The sequence below is a fragment of the Sphingobacteriia bacterium genome (genome assembly GCA_017304685.1).
Lineage (GTDB): Bacteria > Pseudomonadota > Alphaproteobacteria > Rickettsiales > 33-17 > JAFKLR01.
In genome coordinates, this window is sequence record JAFKLR010000004.1 from 559,716 (window position 1) to 580,385 (window position 20,670).

The 20,670-nt window shown below is 30.2% G+C and carries 19 protein-coding genes; 8 read left to right on the top strand and 11 right to left on the bottom strand.

Annotation, left to right across the window (positions count from 1 at the left end; all coding sequences use genetic code 11):
• Window positions 1–68 precede the first annotated feature (68 nt).
• The 4 genes from J0H68_08140 (at window position 69) to J0H68_08155 (ending at window position 4,619) form a co-directional block, all read left to right on the top strand.
• A complete protein-coding gene (locus J0H68_08140) occupies window positions 69–1,553 on the top strand; it encodes a leucyl aminopeptidase (protein ID MBN8828662.1) in 1,485 nt (494 codons plus the stop codon).
• Entirely contained in the window at window positions 1,540–2,004 is a 465-nt protein-coding gene (locus tag J0H68_08145; protein MBN8828663.1) for a DNA polymerase III subunit chi, read from the top strand. The genes J0H68_08140 and J0H68_08145 overlap by 14 nt, the downstream gene beginning before the upstream one ends.
• Window positions 2,005–2,049: 45 nt before the next feature.
• Window positions 2,050–2,772 (top strand): NTP transferase domain-containing protein, encoded by a 723-nt coding sequence (locus J0H68_08150; GenBank protein MBN8828664.1) that lies wholly within the window; start codon window positions 2,050–2,052, stop codon window positions 2,770–2,772.
• 134 nt (window positions 2,773–2,906) lie between these two features.
• Entirely contained in the window at window positions 2,907–4,619 is a 1,713-nt protein-coding gene (locus J0H68_08155; protein MBN8828665.1) for a hypothetical protein, read from the top strand.
• Window positions 4,620–4,661: 42 nt separating this feature from the next.
• On the opposite strand, the gene J0H68_08160 is transcribed toward J0H68_08155, so the two are convergent.
• Complete coding sequence (locus tag J0H68_08160; protein MBN8828666.1) at window positions 4,662–6,545, bottom strand: hypothetical protein; 1,884 nt, start codon at window positions 6,543–6,545, stop codon at window positions 4,662–4,664.
• Between the two features lie 242 nt (window positions 6,546–6,787).
• Between J0H68_08160 and J0H68_08165 the strand changes: the two genes are divergently transcribed.
• Window positions 6,788–7,216 carry a hypothetical protein gene (locus tag J0H68_08165; GenBank protein MBN8828667.1) on the top strand — a complete coding sequence of 143 codons (429 nt, stop codon included), beginning with the start codon at window positions 6,788–6,790 and terminating at the stop codon, window positions 7,214–7,216.
• A gap of 85 nt (window positions 7,217–7,301) precedes the next feature.
• On the opposite strand, the gene J0H68_08170 is transcribed toward J0H68_08165, so the two are convergent.
• Together J0H68_08170 and J0H68_08175 are read right to left on the bottom strand one after the other, a co-directional pair.
• Window positions 7,302–8,600, bottom strand: a complete 1,299-nt coding sequence (locus tag J0H68_08170; GenBank protein MBN8828668.1) for a hypothetical protein — start codon at window positions 8,598–8,600, stop codon at window positions 7,302–7,304.
• Between the two features lie 112 nt (window positions 8,601–8,712).
• Window positions 8,713–10,158: a TrkH family potassium uptake protein gene (locus tag J0H68_08175; GenBank protein ID MBN8828669.1), complete on the bottom strand. Its 1,446-nt coding sequence runs from the start codon at window positions 10,156–10,158 to the stop codon at window positions 8,713–8,715.
• 200 nt (window positions 10,159–10,358) lie between these two features.
• On the opposite strand from J0H68_08175, the gene J0H68_08180 reads away from it, so the two are divergent.
• Complete coding sequence (locus tag J0H68_08180) at window positions 10,359–11,162, top strand: hypothetical protein (GenBank protein MBN8828670.1); 804 nt, start codon at window positions 10,359–10,361, stop codon at window positions 11,160–11,162.
• An 8-nt stretch (window positions 11,163–11,170) separates the two neighbouring features.
• Here the strand turns inward: J0H68_08180 and fumC are convergent, their stop codons facing one another.
• The 8 genes from fumC to J0H68_08220 all read right to left on the bottom strand — a co-directional run bounded on the left by fumC (window position 11,171) and on the right by J0H68_08220 (window position 19,750).
• Complete coding sequence (fumC, locus tag J0H68_08185) at window positions 11,171–12,559, bottom strand: class II fumarate hydratase (protein MBN8828671.1); 1,389 nt, start codon at window positions 12,557–12,559, stop codon at window positions 11,171–11,173.
• Between the two features lie 13 nt (window positions 12,560–12,572).
• Window positions 12,573–13,037: a DUF4167 domain-containing protein gene (locus J0H68_08190; GenBank protein ID MBN8828672.1), complete on the bottom strand. Its 465-nt coding sequence runs from the start codon at window positions 13,035–13,037 to the stop codon at window positions 12,573–12,575.
• Window positions 13,038–13,065: 28 nt separating this feature from the next.
• A complete protein-coding gene (prmC, locus tag J0H68_08195) occupies window positions 13,066–13,941 on the bottom strand; it encodes a peptide chain release factor N(5)-glutamine methyltransferase (protein MBN8828673.1) in 876 nt (291 codons plus the stop codon).
• Complete coding sequence (gene prfA / locus J0H68_08200) at window positions 13,910–14,986, bottom strand: peptide chain release factor 1 (protein MBN8828674.1); 1,077 nt, start codon at window positions 14,984–14,986, stop codon at window positions 13,910–13,912. The genes prmC and prfA overlap by 32 nt, the downstream gene beginning before the upstream one ends.
• Before the next feature lie 45 nt (window positions 14,987–15,031).
• A complete protein-coding gene (locus J0H68_08205) occupies window positions 15,032–16,282 on the bottom strand; it encodes a histidine--tRNA ligase (protein MBN8828675.1) in 1,251 nt (416 codons plus the stop codon).
• 124 nt (window positions 16,283–16,406) lie between these two features.
• A complete protein-coding gene (locus J0H68_08210) occupies window positions 16,407–17,789 on the bottom strand; it encodes an amino acid permease (GenBank protein ID MBN8828676.1) in 1,383 nt (460 codons plus the stop codon).
• Complete coding sequence (locus J0H68_08215; protein ID MBN8828677.1) at window positions 17,786–19,171, bottom strand: amino acid permease; 1,386 nt, start codon at window positions 19,169–19,171, stop codon at window positions 17,786–17,788. The genes J0H68_08210 and J0H68_08215 overlap by 4 nt, the downstream gene beginning before the upstream one ends.
• 135 nt (window positions 19,172–19,306) lie before the next feature.
• Window positions 19,307–19,750 carry a hypothetical protein gene (locus J0H68_08220; GenBank protein ID MBN8828678.1) on the bottom strand — a complete coding sequence of 148 codons (444 nt, stop codon included), beginning with the start codon at window positions 19,748–19,750 and terminating at the stop codon, window positions 19,307–19,309.
• A 159-nt stretch (window positions 19,751–19,909) separates the two neighbouring features.
• Between J0H68_08220 and tatA the strand changes: the two genes are divergently transcribed.
• Window positions 19,910–20,062, top strand: a complete 153-nt coding sequence (tatA, locus tag J0H68_08225; GenBank protein MBN8828679.1) for a twin-arginine translocase TatA/TatE family subunit — start codon at window positions 19,910–19,912, stop codon at window positions 20,060–20,062.
• A gap of 5 nt (window positions 20,063–20,067) precedes the next feature.
• Entirely contained in the window at window positions 20,068–20,628 is a 561-nt protein-coding gene (locus J0H68_08230; protein MBN8828680.1) for an exopolysaccharide biosynthesis protein, read from the top strand.
• Window positions 20,629–20,670: the final 42 nt, after the last annotated feature.

Consider the following 20,670-nt stretch of genomic DNA (forward strand, 5'->3'; position numbering starts at 1 on the left):
CTAGACATCCTTGTTAAATTTATGCTAATAATTTTTATAAAGCCCCAAACAAAATAAAGGAAAATTTCATGGATATTAATTTTGAACAAAACGTCAATGCGACAGACTTTGCTCACTTGTTTTTAGTAAGTGATAAATTAGATTTCCCTAATGATTTAATTAAACTTGCCAATTCTCATAGTATTAATTTATCAAATCTTGCTAAGCAATTTAATTTTAACGGTAAAAAAGGCGAAAGCTTTGTTGCAACTATTAATAACAATATCCATATCTTCTTTGGAATAGGAAAAAGATCAGATATTAATCTTGATAATATTGAACTTTTAGGCGGTAAATGTTATGCGGTAATGGCAGCTTATAAGCTAGCGAACATTGCTATTTATATTGATCAAGCGCCACTTCAGCATTTAGAAAATCATGAAGCTGCTGCAAAATTTGCTTCAGGTATTAGACTAAGAGCGTATAGATTTGATAAATACAGAACTAACCAAAAACCTGAAGATAAAGTTAAGCTTGTCAATATCACGTTTATTTTAGAAAAAGCTAAAGACGCCCAAAAAGAATGGAAACAAGTAAAACTTTTATCTGATGCAGTTTACGTTGCACGTGATTTAGTATGTGAACCACCAAATGTACTTTATCCTGAAAGTTTTGAAGAAAGATGTCTTGAACTTAAAAAACTTGGTGTAGACATAGAAGTTCTTGATGAAGAAAAAATGCGTAGTCTTGGTATGAATACTCTTTTAGGGGTAGGCCAAGGAAGTATTAGAGAGTCACGTGTTGTAGTAATGAATTATAAAGGTGGTAATAAAACTACAAAACCAATAGCCTTTTTAGGAAAGGGTGTAACTTTTGATAGTGGTGGTCTTTCATTAAAATCTGCAGGCGGTATGGAAGATATGAAATACGATATGGCAGGTGCTGCAACTGTTACAGGTCTTATGCACCATTTAGCGAGTCGAAAAGCTAAAGTAAATGTTGTTGGTGTAATAGGTTTAGTTGAAAACATGCCTGATGGTGCGGCACAAAGACCAAGCGATGTTGTAGTTTCTATGTCAGGTCAAACTGTTGAAGTAATTAATACTGATGCAGAGGGACGACTCGTTCTAGCAGATATTTTATGGTATACACAAGATAGATATAAGCCACAATTTATGGTTGATTTAGCAACTTTAACAGGAGCTATTACCATTACTTTTGGTCATTATTATGCAGGTCTCTTTTCTAATAATGATGAATTGGCAGATAAATTATTTAAAACTAGCCAGAAGGTTTCTGAAAAATTATGGCGCTTACCACTTGGTGAAGAATATGAAAAATGTCTTCACTCAGAAATTGCAGATATACAACATACAAGTAATGAAAAAGGTGCAGGTAGTATTACGGCAGCTCAATTCTTACATCACTTTGTGAACAATACTCCATGGGCACATTTAGATATTGCAAGTATGGCATGGACTAAAAAAGATTTAGAGATTTCTCCGAAAGGTCCAACAGCTTTTGGTGTAAGACTTTTAAGTCAATTTGTAATGGATTACTATGACAACAAATAGTGCAACTACTGTAAGTTTTTATCATTTAAGTGCTAGCCCCTTTGAAAAGGCGCTAGCGGCTATTATGGGTAAAGCTTATGCTAGTAATTTAAAAAGTGTAATATTAACTTCTAATGAGCTTAAATCATTAGAAGTTGATACGCTTTTATGGTTACAAGGAAGACACAGTTTTCTTCCCCATGCGCTAATTTCTGACCCAAAGAGTGAACGTCAGCCAATTTTAATTTCACATGAAGTAACAGATTTTCCAAATAACCCTGAAGCTATTGTAGCGGTAAGTGGTAGAACTGATTTTGATCCGATAAAATATAAGCGCGTAATTGATATTTTTAATGGCAATGATCAAAATGAAGTTGAACAAGCACGCAAAAGATGGGTACACTATAAGAAGTTAGGATGTGAAATGCAATATTGGTTTCAAGATGAAAAAGGTAATTGGGCAAGTAAATAACCTAAAATCTCTTACTCCAATTTTCTTCTAAAAGGAGTTTTTAAAATGGTCTCTAAAATTATTATTGATGAAGCCATGTTATTATGTGCAGGTTTTGGGAAAAGGCTGCAACCATTAACTTTAACAACTCCAAAACCTTTAATTAAAGTAAATGCTAAACCTATAATCGAATATACTATAGATTCTTTAGCTAAAATTAATATAAAAAAAATTATAATTAATGCTCATTATTTACCTGAGCAATTTGAAACATTTTTAGAATATATTAAGAATAAATATCTTTATATAAACTTCGTTCTTTCATTTGAACCAGAGATTATGGAAAGTGGTGGCGGTGTCAAAAATGCTATCAAATATTTTACTAACTCTAAAGGCCTTATAATTAATGGTGATTGCATATATATTGATAAAGAAGAAAATACCTTTGAATATTTAATCAATAAATATGAAGAAAATATGGATGCTTTAATGCTATTCAATGATTTTCATAATGCTTATGGATTTGATGGAAAAGGCGATTATGGCCTTGATGAATATGGAAGAATTAATAGAGATGAAAAACCTCTTTTTGCCTTTAATGGGGCTCAAATAATTGATTTAAACGTTATAGCAAAATACGAACGAGATTATTTTTCTTTAAGAGATGTTTATAGTAATCCCGCTTTAAATATATATGGTACTTTAAATCCTAACCCTTGGCTTCATATAGGGGATGTTAAAGGTTTAGAGGAAGCAGAAAAGTTTTTAAATCAAACCTCCTTAGCATAAAGCTTTTCCATACATACTTTTAAATTACTCTAAGTAATTGAAAATTGATTAAAATATTTTTTTATTTACAATTAGTTAAATTTGTGTTAATTGTTACGCTCCAAAAAGTTTGCAATTTAACTAAGAAGAATTTTATGCGCTCTAAAATTACTAAGCCAGTTATACTCTTTTATGAATTTCACTCAAGTACTGAAAATTATAAGCTATTTAAAACTCAATTAGAGAATTTAAAAGATAATTACGGTTATGAAATAATTGGTACTGAAGAGGATGATAAAATTATTTCTTTAAAACATGTTAATATAGCCAAAGAAAATATTAAAAAAAATAATGGAAAAAATATAAATTTAGTAACAGGCGTATGGTCTCCTAGTGAATCAGAGTTAAATTACATAACATACGCGCTTGCGCTAGAAATGCCTGTAAGAGGGTTAGATCATGAAGCTAAAAATATTTATTCTATAGATGAATTTGGCATTGATAAAATTAGAGAAAAAAGATTTGCGGAAAATATTCATGATTATCATAGTTTAGGTCATAATATAATAGTTCATGTAGGAAGAGGTCATAGAGCAGGCATTGAAGAAGAGCTTAAAAAAAATTCAATTCCTTATATTTCAGTATTTATATATGACGATGTTACTATAAATAGGCAGATAGCTATTTCTTTAAAAAAATTTAAAAGTAATGGATTTCATAAAGACGAAACTGGTTTAATACTCTATCATAATGTTACATCAGTTACGGAAAAAGAAGAATTTTTAAAGTTATTTTACTCTTACCTAAATGCTTCAATTTTTAAATTAAATAGTAAAAAACTTTTCGAGCAAATGTCAAATTACATGGCATTAAATGATAGTTTTAAAGATACATTTATAGAGCAAATTGCAAATAAGTTATCGGAAATCACAGGCTTTAATTGTAGAGCATTTAAAAGAAATAATACCGGCAAAGATATAATTATTGATGGAATATTTGAAATCGATAATTTATTTAATGAAGAAAATGAAATTGATAAAAATAGAGTTGAAGAGGTTTTAAAAGCTTACAACATCCCTTTTATTACAAAGCGTAAAGAGAAGGGAGGTTATAATATTATTGTAGGAAATTTAAATAGTGAAGAAATAATATTAAAAGCCTCACGTAACAAATTATATTTCCCAATAGATGAAAAAGTATTTTTTGAAACTATTCTCTCTCATTCCAAATTAGATAATTACGTAGAAAATAAAGAATTTATAGATAAACCAGAAAATATTACCGAAAATTATCAGATTGCAAAACTTCTAAGCGCAGATTTAGGCTTTAAATTTAAGGCTATGAGAAGGCACAATACCCCTAATGATTTTATAATCGATGGCATTTTTGAATTTGAAAATCAAAGTGAAAAAGAAAGTTTAGAATTAGTATTAGACAGTAAAAATATCAAATTTAGTACTCATGCTAATAAAATTATTATCGAAAGAATAAATAGTGATGAGGTAATAAACCTTCTATCCATATATAACTTAGCGGTTAAAACAGAAAATATACAAAAAGCGGTAAACTCACATTCTAGTTTAGAAAATTATGTTAAAGATAAAAGATTTATTGATAAACCAGAGAATATTACAGAAAACTATCAAGTAGCTTTAAAATTAAGTAGAAGGCTTGGGTTTACATGTAAGGCAATGAAAAGAAATAATACTCCTAATGATTTTATTATTGATGGGGTTTTTGAAGTTGAAAATTCCAAACAAGAAAGCTTAGAAACGATATTAAAGGAAAAAGGTTTTGCATTTACTTCAGAGCGTGAGCGATTAATTGTCGAAAGAGTAAATAGCAACGAGATTATACAAAAGCTTTAAAAATAAGTGGGCTTAAAATTTACTTTAACCCACTAACCTTAACTACATTGAAAGGCTATTTTCTTCACTGTCGCTAATATAATTCCAAGCATGTTTTTTATGCCCAGATAAATTCTTCGTAAGTACATCAATCAATTCAATGCTTGATCTAAAACCATTTCTACTACGTCTTTCTTGAATCGAATCACAACGTTTATTTATTTCTTCAAAATCCTCTTCCTCAATTAATTCAAATACTTCAGATTCAGTGAAGGCGTTAAATTTCTCTCTATTATTATTATACATTTCAACAAAGATACTTAATGGAATTTTATAATCTATGATAATTCTAGCAATAAATTGATTATCTAAAGCTTCAAAGAGATCTTTATATTTTGTATAAAACTCAAAAATTTGTTCTAATGTTATTTGCTTCATAGTTAACAATTCAATATACGTAGTATTTTTTAAATTATTTATAAAATTTAGCCCTAATCTAGTTAATTTAGTAAAGCCAATAATTCCTGCATCAATAAGTGAGTTAAGCTCATGGTCATCAAAAATAGCTTGTATAATAGCCATATTTGTTGATTTAAAAGCCTCATGAATATCAAAATAAATAATCATATCGCATACGTCAGTATTATTAAGTAAATATAACATATGCTCTCTATCAAAGCCTGTAGCGTCAAGCTCATAGTTAAGGAGTAATGATTTTAGTCGTGCCTCAGTAAGATGGGCATATTTAATTTTATTAAATTCCCTTATAACAGTGGAAGAATATTCAGGTTCCTTTTCTTCTTCACTACTCGATTCATCAGCATACATTTCATCGCGGGAAGGTAGCTCATAATAATCAAACAAGCTATTTATAGCTCCTTTCGTTAGAACTCCTTGTTCAAAAGTAATGTATTTTAATGCAAGTATCTTTTGTGCATCATTTAACTTAAGAAATATTTCATAAGCCTTTTCGCCAATAAAGTTTTTAAATATTTCACTATTGGTAATAATACTTGATAATTTCCATTTAAATAATTGACCATGGGTGCCTCTTGTTTTCACTTCTTTTGAAAAGGCTTGTAGTGTAAGTGCGCAATGCCCACAGCAGAGTTTAGCGATTCCAATATATTTTTCCGATAAATTTAGATTAGCTAACTTATCTTCTATTTTTTGATTAGATTTTGTTTTAATTATATGCGCAAGAATTTTAATTTCGGCATGAATATCTTCAGCGCTTATATAAAGAATTTCATAAGCTTTACTCTTAAAAATATCCGTAAGGTTTCTATCTTTATTGCTATTTATGTAATTTTCAACTTTTGAAAAATCTCTAATAGTTCTACTAATTTGCTTTATAGATTCTTGAATTAATTTTTCATTATAATTATTTAAACTCGCAATTTTTAATTCACCATCTTCTAAAGCTTTTCTCCATTTTTTAATTGTAAGTTTTTGACTTAAATAGTTTTTAAGGAATGTTTCTAAAATCTCTTCTAACTGGCCACATATTTCATCATTAGGCCTTAATTTATCTTTTAAAACTAAAAAAGCGCATTCTTTAATTAAAAGCATTTTGTTTATTAAATTATGCCCCTTACTATTAGCAATATCAGAAAAATAATCCATTACGCTCATAATATGTTTAGCAAAATTACTACTGCTATTTCCTTTTTTACTGTTAGCGTGAATTTTATTTGAGGCGATGTAAATTTTATTATTATCATAATAAACGGCAGTGCATTTACTATTACCTTCAATAAGTCTTGCGAGAGAATCAAGCCTTCTTTCTAATTTTGTAACTTTCTCACCCTTTTTTGAATGTATATTTAAGTTTTTTTGTAAATGTTCTAAAAACGCTTTATATGATTCTCTAATTTGAGGATCTACGGGTATTTCTGGTAATTTATTTTCTTTCTCAGGGCTTTTTTTAGTTGGTGTAGTTTTCATGTTTATTACTTATTAATAATTTATTAAGGAATAATAACAAAAGAATTGTTAATAATCTAGTTTAGAATGTGTAAGAACATAAAAATATTAAGATATTTTTGATATCTTATTGATTTTAAAATAAAAAATTTTGATAAATTTTAATCTACTGATTTTCAAGGAATCATTTTTTTACTCACCCACTTACATAAAAATTTTCTATTATATATATCTATTACTATAATCTTAAAATGGTAATACGTATGACTTCTAGCTCTTTCGATATAAATAACATTCCAAATGTAATTCTTGAAACCAGCGCTAAATTGGTAATAAAAGCTGAGCATCTTATAGATAATATGGATAATTTAAGCGAAGAAGAATTTAATTCAAAAATGAAACATGTAACTCAAATGACCAATGTGTTGCAGAAAATAAGCAATATTTATCATAAGGCTCATAAAACAATTGAAAAAAGTGAAAAGGCTAAAGCAAAAGAAAACATTAAAGAAGAAAAGGCTAAAGAAGAGAAATCAAAAAATTCTTTTAAATCAAATAACTTCTCAAAACTTTCTCATCAAATTATAAAACCCAATTCTCATTCAAAAAATTTAAATGATGATTATAAATTTTATATTCCAAACCAGCGTGATTCTAGGCTTGATAAATTTGCAAATGTTGATGAGGAATAAAAAGAAATAAGAAAGGAAAGGGATAAGGTAAGAGTAGTGAAAAAAGGTAATTAGTAAGTTACCTTACCAATTACCTTTATAAAATTTAGAATGCTAATTCCATTGGCTTAGATAATTCCACAAGTTGGGTTTTTGCTTGTTCAGTATTCATATTATCTATAGTCGCTAGTTTATCACGGAATTGTTTAGCTACTCCAGTCGCAAGCTTAATTTCAGTTAAACTAAACTGTACAGTATTAGGTTCTATTGAAGTATTACTAGCTCCTGGTGCAATTTGGTTGATAGCATTAAGTTGAGTGCTAACCTTAAGTGCAGTAAAATCTCCAGAAGTTAATTTTTTTACAACATGGTTTCCATCTTTATCAGTTGCACTAACAGTATATTCAATATTTATAACGGCATTTTCTTTTACAAATTTTTCAAAAACTTTTGTAGAAGTTCTTTCATCACTTCTTGTTTTAGCTTCAATTACTTTCTTAGCAGTTTTTTGGATAAAATCTACTGCATCAATAAGAACTTTATAGCCAATAGGTGCTGCAACTAACTGCATATATCTGCTTGGCATAAAGCGTGAAGCAAAAGGTAAAAGGAAAGGTAAAGCAGCAAAAGTTGCAATTTTAAATACTAAATTTACAAGAAATTCAATTGGGTTATGTTTTAAGTAAACAGCCATAGCGCTTAAAAAATAATTATCACTATATTTTAATTTTCTGTAAAACTTTTTAAAACTATTAGCAGGTTTTTCTAATTTAGATTTCTTAAATTCCTGTTGAACCATTTTTATAAGTTTATTAATTAATTTGATACTTTCTTCTCGCTTTATCTTTTGATCTTTAAATATTTTTGTATTTAAATTCATAGGTAATTGCTTTAATTCAGCCACTTTTACATCTGTTCTAAGCTTCTTTAAAGCTTTTTCTTCAGCTTGACTTTTATCATTTAAAGCGCTTAAAGCTACTGTACCTGCAACTTTTACTAGATCTTTATTTAAAACTGCATTGGTAACAGCTTCCTTTGGAGTTTTAGAAAAAGCAATTTTTAATAACCCAGCAATTCCAGCTAATGTTAAGAAACCGTTATTGCGTAATCCATCACCAACTAAGAATGTATGTATAGTAGTAATGGTTTTTCCTAAGCCTCTTAGTAAAACGTTATCCTTATCGCTTAAATATTCTCCGAAACTTTTACTAGATTCAGAAATGGCAACAGTAGTTTCTGCATCATCAACTGCGTCTGCAACGTTATTTGCAACAGCAACTGTTTTACCGAAACTTGGTAAATATGAGGTAAATACACTTAAGCTTGATTGGTAAATTGGCTTAACTGTAACTACAACGCTACTTGCTTTACTTCTTAAAGCATTGATAATTTGTGAAATGTTCATAAAAAACCTGCAATTTTATTAATAAATTGTTTACTTTTGTAAGCTTACTTTAGTAAATTTCTTTAAAAAGGTCAATTTAAATTTATATAAATATAAAGATGTTTTTAATAATTTACTTGCGCCAGAAAAGCGGGTTTATAAGTACCAGTAAAGTAAAGAATTCTAACCTGCCGAATATCATTAGGACTGTAAGAACAATTTTAGTAAACGAAGGTAGAAGGGCATAAGAACCGTCTGGGTTGATAATCTCGCCTATACCAAACCCGCTATTAGAAATTGCGGAAATAGAGGCGCTTATGGCGGTCATAAAATCAAGACCATTTAAAGTTAATAATAAACTTCCAATGATAAGGCCAAAGAAATATAGGATTACAATTGAAATTGCTCCTGAAATTGCATTATTTGTAAGTGGCTTATCGCCAAAATAAACCTTAAATACACCATGTGGGTGGAGTAATGTTCTAATATTATATTTAATAACCTTATAGGTTACTTCTAACCTAAATAATTTAATTCCCCCGGAAGTTGATCCAGTACAACCGCCGATTAATGAAAGAACCGATAGAAGTACTCTTGGAAAATCTCCCCAAGCATCATAATTACCCTGGCTAAATCCTGTAGTTGTCATTATGGAAACTGCATTAAAGCTTGCAAGTCTAAGAGAAGTTTTATAATCAAAATGCTGATGATAATGTAACCAAAATGTAAGTGAAGTAACAGCTAAAATAATGATAGTAAAAAATGTTTTGGTTTGTGGGTCGTTTATAAATTCTTTGAAGTTACCTTGGGTAATGTTATAATAATGAATAAAAGACTGCGAACCGAGTATCATTAGTAATATTAAAATTAAATCTACCTTAATATTATTAAAATGAGTTATAGAATTATCGTAATTAGTAAACCCGCCTGTTGAAATTGCCGACATTCCATGACATAGGGCATCAAAGAAATTCATACCCAGAGAGTATAAAAACAGAACACCAAGTAATGTTATTGAAAAATATATAATAAGTACATTAACAGCTATATGGCCAACTTTAGGTAAAATTTTCTTAGATTGATCAGAATATTCCATTTTAAAAAGCTGCATTCCACCAATTTGTAAGCTTGGTAAAATTGCAATGCCTATCATTACAATCCCAACTCCACCAATATAATTTAATAAAATACGATAAAATAAAAAACCTTTTGATTTCTCCTGTAAATTAGTAAATATAGTTGCTCCACAAGAGGTTAAGCCAGAAGTGCTTTCAAAAAGCGCATCGGTCACACTAATCTCAGGCTCAATTATTATAAACGGTATTGCGCAATATAAAATTCCGCTAAGCCAAGCAAAAACTGTAATTAAAAAAGCTGATTTAACGGTTTTACTATCTTCTTCAGTATTGAATATTTTAATAAATGTCCCAATTGTAACTCCGATTAACGAAGTATATAAAAAAGCTTTATAATTTCGATTAAGCGAAGCAAGATCAATAATTGCTGGAATTAGCATTATTGTACCAAACAGTACTAAAGAAAATCCAAAAGATTTTAATATGGCGCGAATAAAATTCATAAATTTTCATCAAATATTTTAAACTATGAATACTAGCTTTTAATTAAAACTTCAAGTTATTGAGGTATTTTTTGTAAATTGTAATAATGTTTATTAACCCCTCAATATGATTTTTGCAAAAATGAAAAAAATGCTTAATAATATATAGGTACTAACTTTTTGTTAGGGCTTATTATTTTCATTTTTTGTGAAGATTATATATGAATAAAAATAAAATTATAAGTAATGCTTTAGAATATAATAATGTTGTTTCAGAAACATTAGATGAATTATCTTCACCCCTTAAAGATAATTTTGGTATCACTACAATTGCTTATGCGAGATTTAATGATAATAAAATTTTTCATATTTCAAATAATGTAGACTGGTATGATTTTTATATTACAAACGGTTTTTTCGACTCTCCGCATCACCAAACTGAAATTAATAATTTAGTTTCTGACAAATATGTAGTTTTAAGAAAAGGAAATAACAAATTTGTTCAAGCTATGCATAGGTTTAATGTCTGGCACGGTATAAGCATTTATAAAAGATCAAATGATTTAATAGAAATGTGGAATTTTGCTACATATAAAAATAACGAAAATATACTTAATTTTTATCTTAATAACCTTTCATTACTTGAAAAATTTATTATCTATGTAAAAAATAAAGCAGGGGATATATTTAACCCTTCAAATAACGGCATTTGGTTAAATAGAAAAAAATCTATTATTCTTCCGCAAGCTTTTGATAATTCAAAAGCTCATCAGTTCCTTTCGGAAACTTCATTAGATAAATTTAAATTAGAAAACAGCTCTGCAACGCTTACAAAGAAAGAAATGGATTATTTATATTATCTCTCGCTAGGTAAATCTATCAAAGAAATATCGTATATAATGAATATTTCCCCTAGGACTCTTGAAACACGATTAAATTATATGAAAAATAAACTAAATTGCAGTTATAAATCAGATTTAATTCAAGTGTTTCATGAAAGTAGTTTAAAAGATTTATATAAATAACTAATAAATTATTTCTTACCTATCATGTTTTCAGGTCTTACCCAAGCATCAAATTGTTCGCTTGTAAGAAGCTCTAAAGCTAAAGCTGCTTCTTTAAGTGAAGTACCTTCTTTATGAGCTTTTTTTGCAATTTTTGCTGCATTATCATAGCCAATATGAGGGTTTAAAGCGGTTACAAGCATTAAAGATTGTTCCATTAATTGCTTTAGTCTATCTCTATTTGGTTCAATACCTTTTAAGCAATTATCAACAAAGCTAATACAACCATCACTAATTAAAGTTATAGAGTTAAGTACATTTGCAACAATGAGAGGTTTAAACACATTAAGTTGTAAATGACCATTTGATCCGCCAATAGTAACTGCTACATGATTACCCATAACTTGAGCTGCAAGCATTGTTAATGCTTCACATTGTGTTGGGTTTACTTTACCTGGCATAATAGATGAACCAGGCTCATTCTCAGGTAATAAAAGTTCGCCTAAGCCTGAACGTGGGCCTGAACCAAGAAGCCTAATATCATTTGCAATTTTCATAAGGCTTACGGCAATAGTATTTAGTACTCCAGAAACTTCTACCATAGCGTCATTACTTGCCAAAGCTTCAAATTTATTTGGAGCAGTTATGAATTTAAGACCTGTTAATTCGCTAATTTTCTCAGCTATTTTTTCAGCAAATCCTGGTTTTGCATTAAGACCTGTACCAACGGCTGTACCACCTTGAGCTATGTAAGAAATTCTAGGTATTGTTGTTTTTACTCTTTCAATAGCATATTCAATTTGTGTAAGAAATGCTGAAAATTCCTGACCTAAAGTCATAGGTGTGGCATCTTGCATATGCGTGCGGCCAATTTTAATAATATCTTTAAACGCTTCTACCTTTTCCTTTAATTCATTACGCATATATTCAAGTGCAGGTAACAATTCCTTATGCAATGCAATCATTGTCGCAACATGCATGCCAGTTGGAAAAGTATCATTAGACGATTGACCCATATTTACATGGTCATTAGGATGAACAGGTTTTTTAGAACCCATTACGCCATTCATAAGTTCAATAGCACGGTTAGAAATCACTTCATTAACATTCATGTTAGTTTGAGTACCAGACCCGGTTTGAAAAATTACGAGTGGGAAGTGATCATCAAGTTTACCATTAATTACTTCATCCGCTGCAAGACAAATATTTTTTACAATATTTTCATCTAAACCAGCTATCTCTTGATTAACTAAAGCCGCAGCTTTTTTAACAATTGCAATTGCATGAACAACTTTAATAGGCATCTTATCTTTGCCAATTTTAAAATTATGCAATGAACGTTCTGTTTGTGCGCCCCAATATTTACTATTTTCAACTTCAATTTCACCAAATGAATCGCTTTCAATTCGTGTCGCCATTAGTAAATTCTCCTTAATTTGAGGTGCATTCTTCAGGTTGTAATTTTGATTCTTCTTTTATATCGGGTTGAAATTCTTTTATAATTGTTGATTCAACTGCATTTTCATTACTCTCACTATTAAATTCAGATTCTTTTGAAGAGTTTTGATTTGTATTTTCACTTTTTGTATCTAACGAATTTGTTTCAACATGAGGTTTAGATTTTTTATTAATTTCATGTGCTTCATTTATTATTCGGGAATAATGATCTGCGCATTGTAAGTATTCTTCAGCTTTTACTTTATCTCCGCTTGAAGCACTTTCTTTTGCAAGTTCAAGACACCTGCTACGCGTTTGAATAGCTTTTTGATATTGTTTAGAACCAAGAAAAACATTATATTCTGTACCGTTTTCAACCACTTGATGATTGTTATTACGATCTTGATAATTTTTAGAGCGATGGTATGGAGTCCTTTTTTTCATAACTTGTTTTTTCATAATGTAATGTTAGAATTTAGTTATTATTTTAATGTTTTATTTGAAAAGCGCAACTACGAATAATGCCATTTAAATCTTCTAAATAAGAAAGACATTCAAAACCCTGGGAAGACATAATATTAATTAAATCATCTAATTGATCTTGACCAATTTCAAAAAATATTATTGAAGTTTCACTTACAATTTTTTTAAGTTCTTTCGCAATTGTGCGATAACAATCAAGGCCATCTTCACCTCCATTTAATGCTAAATAAGGATCGAATTTTTTTACTTCTACACTTAAATTCTCAATATCTTTAGTAATAATATAAGGAGGGTTTGAAATAATTATATCAAACTTCTCGTTTATATTTTCTAACCAATTTGATTTAAGAATATTAAGTCTAGAATTTAATTTATATTCATTCAAATTCTTTTTAGCAATTTCGATAGCTTTATCACTAATATCTATTCCTGTACCTTTACTATTTTTATACTCTAAAAGTAATGAAATAATAAGGCAACCTGAACCTACGCCTAAATCAATTATTTTTAATTCTTTTGTTTTGTCCTGAAAAGTAGCAAGAACATGCTCGATTAAAGTTTCGCTATCATTTCTAGGATCTAGTACATCTTCGCTTGTAAAAAATTTATATTTCCAAAAATATTTATAACCTAAAATTTTAGAAACAGGTTTTCCATTAGCTCTTTCATTTACAACTTCGGTAAATGATTTTAATTGTTCATCCGATAAATTATCTTCATATTTTTTTACTATATCTTCCATTGCTAAATTTGTAACAAATGAAAGTAATACTCGTGCATCTAATTGCGGAGTAGCAAAACCAAGTTTACTAAATAATTGGCCACTTGCAGTTAATGCTTGTCTGATATTACACGGATTCGGTAAGTTTATTTGCTTCATCGTAAGAAACTAAAGCCTCAATTAATTCATCAAGTTCACCTTCATTAACAATTTCATTAATTTTATATAATGTAAGGTTAATTCTATGGTCAGTTACTCTACCTTGTGGGTAGTTATATGTTCTAATTCTCTCTGATCTATCACCAGAACCTACTTGGCCTTTTCTTTGGGCAGCTCTTTCTGATTCTTGTTGTTCCCTTTGAACTTCATATAATTTAGCACGTAAAATTTTTAAAGCCTTTGCTTTATTTTTATGTTGCGATTTTTCATCTTGTTGCTGAACAACTATACCTGTTGGTATGTGAACTATTCTTACCGCACTATCAGTTGTATTTACTGATTGCCCACCAGGCCCACTTGATCTGAATACGTCAATTCTTAAATCTTTTTCTTCAATATGGATATCAATATCTTCTGCTTCAGGAAGAACGGCAACAGTTGCAGCGGAAGTATGAATACGTCCACTTGATTCAGTTTCAGGCACTCTTTGCACACGATGAACACCTGATTCAAATTTAAGGCGAGCAAACACTCCAGAGCCTGCAATTGAAGCTGAGGCTTCTTTAAATCCGCCAAGTCCAGTATCAGAAATTGAAAGAATTTCAAAACGCCAACCTTTACTTTCAGCGTATCGTTGATACATCCTAAAAAGAACAGAAGCAAAAAGAGCAGCTTCTTCGCCACCGGTTCCTGCACGAACTTCTAGAATAGCATTCTTTTCATCATCTTTATCTTTTGGAAGTAAAGCTATTTTTACATTTCTTTCAAGATCAGGAAGTGATCTTTTTATTTCATATAATTCTTCTTCAGCTATTTTTTTCATTTCGTCATCAAGATTTGAATCTTGTAACATTTCGGTAAGATCTTTTAACTCTCTTTGTGTTTGTAAAAAATGATTTACTTTTTCAACTACAGGACCGAGGTCAGAATATTCTTTAGAACAATTAACAAACTCATCTTTACCAAGTCCTTCTGGATTCATAAGTTTATTACCAAGTTCATTATAGCGGGTAATAATTTTTTCTAGGTTTTGCTCAAAGCTCAAGTGAAGTCTCCAAACTTTAATTTAGTTTTAAGTTAGTTATTGGTTTTAATATTGTCCAAGTTTATCTAAAAGGTTGTCTATTGAAATAATCTCCTCAGAACCAGTCAGCATATTTTTTATTTTTGCTACGTTTTTTTCTAATTCTTCTTCACCGATAACAATAGCAATTTTTGCATTTATTTTGTCAGCGTATTTAAATTTCTTACCAACTTGATTTTGATAAGGAAGAATTACACGTATATTATTATTTCTAAGGATCGTTGCAATAGCTAAAGATTCTTTTTCAGCTCTTTCACCAATTGCAATAATCGTAACTGTAAGTACATTAGCATCAAAATTTTTAAAATCAACTAATTCCATTAAACGTTCAATTCCGCCAGCAAATCCAATAGCAGGTGTAGGAGGACCGCCCATAGTTTCGATTAAACCATCGTATCTTCCACCACCAATTACTGTTCCTTGCGCACCTAATGCATCAGTGATAAATTCGAAGATAGTATGTTCGTAATAATCGAGTCCTCTAACGAGTGATGGATTTTCAGTAAATTTAATTGCATTTAAGGTAAGCAATTCTTTTAGTGCAGCGTAATAATCATTAGATTCTTGATTGTAAAATTCGCTAATACGCGGTGCATTTAAATTTATTTTTTTATCGTTTTCATCTTTTGAATCTAAAATTCTTAAAGGGTTTTTTTGTAATCTAACTTTACTGTCTTCTGAAAGTGAATTTATATGATCACGATAATATTCAGTTAAACTATCACGGTAAATTTTTCTAGTTTCTTTATCACCCAGTGAATTTAAGTTTAATTGTATTGATTCACTAATACCAAGCTTTTCTAAAATTTGCGATGCCATGATTATAATCTCAGCATCAAGCATTGGTGATTTAATCCCTAAAATTTCCGCATTAATTTGGTGAAATTGTCTTTGTCTTCCTTTCTGTGGTCTTTCATACCGAAAAAGTGGGCCATGACTAAATAGTCTTAAAGGTAAGTGTTGAGTGTAGCCATTAGAAATAAAAGCTCTACAAATACCTGCAGTAAATTCAGGACGTAATGTTATTTCTTCACCACCTTTATCAAGAAAGGTATACATTTCTTTAGTTACAACGTCTGTTTCTTCACCAAGTGTTTTTCTAAATACATCAGCAAATTCAAAAATAGGTGTAGCAAGGTCATCAAAGCCATAATTAATTGCGATATTTCTTGCTGTATTTACTACGTGTAAGAATAACCTATAATCACTTGCAAATAGATCTTTAGTTCCTCTTACAGGTTGTAGTTTTGTACTCATAATATTTCTCAATTTTTATTTTATGTTTTTCACATTTTTTATTATGCGGAGGAGGAAATAATCTTATGCATTAAATATACTAAAGATTTATATATTACCTTCCTTAATTGTGCATTGATTTTAATTAATGTTTTTTACTAAGTAAACTATGTTTAAAGCCATATCCGAAATATAGTATTAAACCAAGAGCTACCCATATTAAGCAAACATCCCAAGTAGTAATTAATAAATCACCTAGTAAATAAATACATGAAATTAGAGCAATAGGAGCAATAAGCCAAATAGCAGGACATCTAAAACTGCGTTCTGCATTTGGATAAGTTATTCGCATAATAACAACCCCAATTGCAACTGTAATAAATGAAACTAAAGTTCCAATATTTGCGAGCTTTCCTACGAAATCAAGAGGAACAAGAGCTGCAATTAATGAAACTACAATTCCTACAAAAATTGTACTTACAACTGGTGTTCCAAATTTTTTGTTTACCTTGCTAAGTTTTGACGGAATTAAACCATCTCTAGAAATTGCAAATATAGTTCTTGATTGACCAAATATTTGTACAATTAAAGAAGTAGTAATACCTGCAATCGCACCAATTGCTACAAGGCCTGAACCAACAAGGCTACCATTTGCTCTTAAAGCATAAGCCATAGGTTCTGCGTTATCTAAAGTTTTATATGGGACAATTAATGTAAGCGCAGCTGCAATTGACATGTAAATTAATGCGCATATTACAAGCGAAGAAAACATTGCAATAGGTAAATCTCTTTTAGGGTTTTTAGCTTCTTCAGTAGTGCTTGCTAGCTGATCAAAACCTGCATAAGCAAGTATTAAGGTTGCAGCTCCAGTACCAACACCACGAGCGCCGTAAGGCATAAAATTTTCCCAATATTCAAAATTGAAATGTGGAATGGCGATAATTAAAAAGATAACAATTGCAATTACTTTAATAAGTACGAGTATAATATTAAATAATGAACTTTCTTTGGTGCCTTTAATTAAAAGAATTGTAACGAACCAAACAATTAAAAAAGCAGGTAAGTTAAATAATCCACCTTCAAAAGGTGTTAGTTCAAGATATTTAGGAATGGCAAAACCAGCGGTTTTAAGCATACCTGAAAGGTAACCACCCCAACCAACGGCTATCATACTTGAGCCTGTGGTGTATTCCATCATCATAAACCAAAATACAAACCAAGCTACAATTTCACCCATTGAGGCATATGCATAACTATACGAACTTCCTGAAGCAGGTACAATGCCTGCAAGTTCAACGTAAAGTAAGCCAACGAATAAACAAACAAAGCCAGAGATTAAATAAGAAGTGGTAATTGCAGGGCCTGCATAACGTGCAGCTGCAATTCCTGTTAATACAAAAGCGCCGACACCAATAATTGCTCCAATACCAAGCATTATAAGGTCATAAACATTTAACGATTTTTTTAATGAAAGTTCTTCAGCCTCTTGCCTAATTCTGACAAGAGGTTGTTTGCGAAAACAGTTCATACAGTTTCCTGATTTAATTTACTGTTACGATATCCATAAAGAATATACATTAGTAAGCTTGCTATAACGCAAAGTCCGAATGCATCACCTTCTTGCTGGATTAATCCATATATCAAGTAACCTGATGAAAGCACCGAAATTGTGCAAGTTACAAATACCGCAGGGCATTTAAATGGTCTATTCATATATGGTTGCTCTAACCTTAATTTCATTACACTTATTCCTACAAATATGAATGAACCAAGAGAAGCCATACTAGCAAGGTTAGCAAGTGTTTTAGTAGGTAAGAAACCAGAAATAATTGCAACCGTAATACCAAGGAAGATAATTCCTAAGTGTGGAGTTGCAAATTTTGGGTGAATGACATTAAAGAATTTTGGAATCATTCCATCGCGTGCCATAGAGAATAGAACACGTGAAGTTCCATAAAGCTGCATCATCATTACAGTAGTCATTCCAGTAATACCACCAATTGCAACAAGTGCATACCCAAAGTTACTACCATTTTTACGTAATGCATAAGCCATAGGTTCTGAATTGTTTAATTCATAGAATGGAACTATGCCTGTTAATAATCCTGACACTATAATATATAAAATAGCACAAATTAATACAGAGCCAATAATACCAATTGGTAAATCACGATTTGGGTTTTTACATTCTTCAGCAGAAGATGCAACTGCATCAAATCCTGAATAAGCTAAGAATAAAGCGCCAGTACCAATTAACACTCCATCTAAGCCATTAGGCATAAAATTTTCCCAATTAATTGGATCGAAGTGTGGAATTGCTGCTACCACGAAAACTAAAATTGCACCTATTTTAACAGATACAAGCAAAGTATTTACTAATGCTGACTCTTTAGTTCCTCTAATTAATACGCTTGAAATTAATAGAGAAATAAGGACCGCAGGTAAATTAATTATTCCACCTTGCGCAGGTACAGTTATAAATGCTTCTGGCAAATTTACACCTAAATATTTAAGTACACCTACCACATAGCTTGACCATCCGGATGCTACAGTTGAAGCGCCAAAAACGTTAATCATGATCACGCAGCTACCGGCAAGCCACGCAAAAACTTCACCTAATACTACATAAGAATATGAATATGCTCCACCTGCAATTGGTAACATCGATGAAAGTTCTGCATATGCTAATGCCGTAAAAATACAAACTATGCCAGCAAGCATGAAAGAAACTGTGATCGCAGGGCCTGAATATTTCGCTGCTACTGTGCCTGTGATAACAAAAATACCAACACCAATAATAGCTCCAATGCCTAACATTATTAAATCGAAAGCGTTTAAAGTTTTCTTTAACCCGCCTTCTTCTGAGCCTTTAGTAGTTTGCTCAGGTAACTTTTTTCGTAAAATACTCATATGTTTTACTCATCATTACAAATTAACACAAATTTTATAGTCCAATACCTATAAGAGAAAATTTTTGGTATAATACCACTTAATTGTTTGATTAAGAAATATAAGACGTGGTAAGGGACTATTTAATAAAAACGTCTACATTCGTTTGGCTGTAGTAGTAGAGTCATCATGACATGACTCATCGCAACATGAATTAGCTTCATGTACAAATACTACAACTTCATCCTTGGAGACGTTTTCATTAAAATTATAAGAGAAAGAGAAATGGTTTTTATCAAAGCCGTTTGTTTCAAAAATTGACTTTAGTTTCTTTAAAGTTTCTTCAGATTGTAAATTTATTTCGCTTGAATCTTTTGAACTTGTTCTAAATATTACTTTTAATTTAACATCACCTATATTTTTTGCTTTTTTTACAGCAAGTGTAACTTTTTCAAAGTCTGGTAATGAATTATTTAATTTTATAGTAATGAAAGGTTTGCTGGTATTTTCATGTGCGAGAGCAAAGGTAGAGGTTATAACGTACCAAATTATAGTAGCTAAAATCACTATACTTGTAGCTAATATCTGTAAATTACGCATAAATTTTTCCATGTAAGAACTAATAATATCAGCTTAATATTAATAAAAAATTTGAAAATTTCAACATCAATATGTATATTATATATATTATTTATAAATTACGGGTATTTTTTATTAATATTTCAGTAGTTTAATATTTGAAATATTAGGAGTTTAGTCATGGGAATTACAAGTTTATCGCATTGGGTTATCGTTCTTTTAATAGTTCTAGTACTTTTTGGTGCAGGTAAATTACCTAAAGTAATGGGGGATGTGGGAAAAGGATTAAGGAATTTTAAAAAAGGCTTAAACGGCGAAAAAACTGAAGAATAAATTTTATGCAAGATCTCATTACACTTAAAGAAATTAAAAACGTTTTAAAAACTAGAGGCATTGCTGTAATTCTAATGGCTTTTGCTTTGCCAATGGCTATTCCTTTACCTTATCCGCCAGGATTTACCACTATTTTAGGAATACCGATTTTTTTATTTTCATTACAATTATTACTAAATAATAAATCTCCTTGGTTTCCAAGATTTATTGCAAATAAATCTTTTAAAAGAAAAAAATTGGCAAACGTTATTGAAATAATAACTCCATTCTTTACGAAAATAGAGCATATCACTCGTCCTAGATTATTTATGCTTGTAAATGATAAAGCTCATCGAGTGGTAGGTTTTATTTCACTAATAAACTCAATTTTTATTTTACTACCTTTACTTTTTGCTAATGCTTTACCTTCGCTTGGAATATTTCTTATGTCCTTAGGTTTATTTAGGCGGGATGGTATTATGGTAATTATCGGAGTTATTATTTCTATATTAAGCTGGTTTGTAGCAATGTTTGTAATATGTTTTGGTGTTAACGTAGCTTCAAAATTTTTCTTTTTCCTTCAATAATTCACTTTTCAACTTGTAAGTTTTTATAAAAGTTATAATATT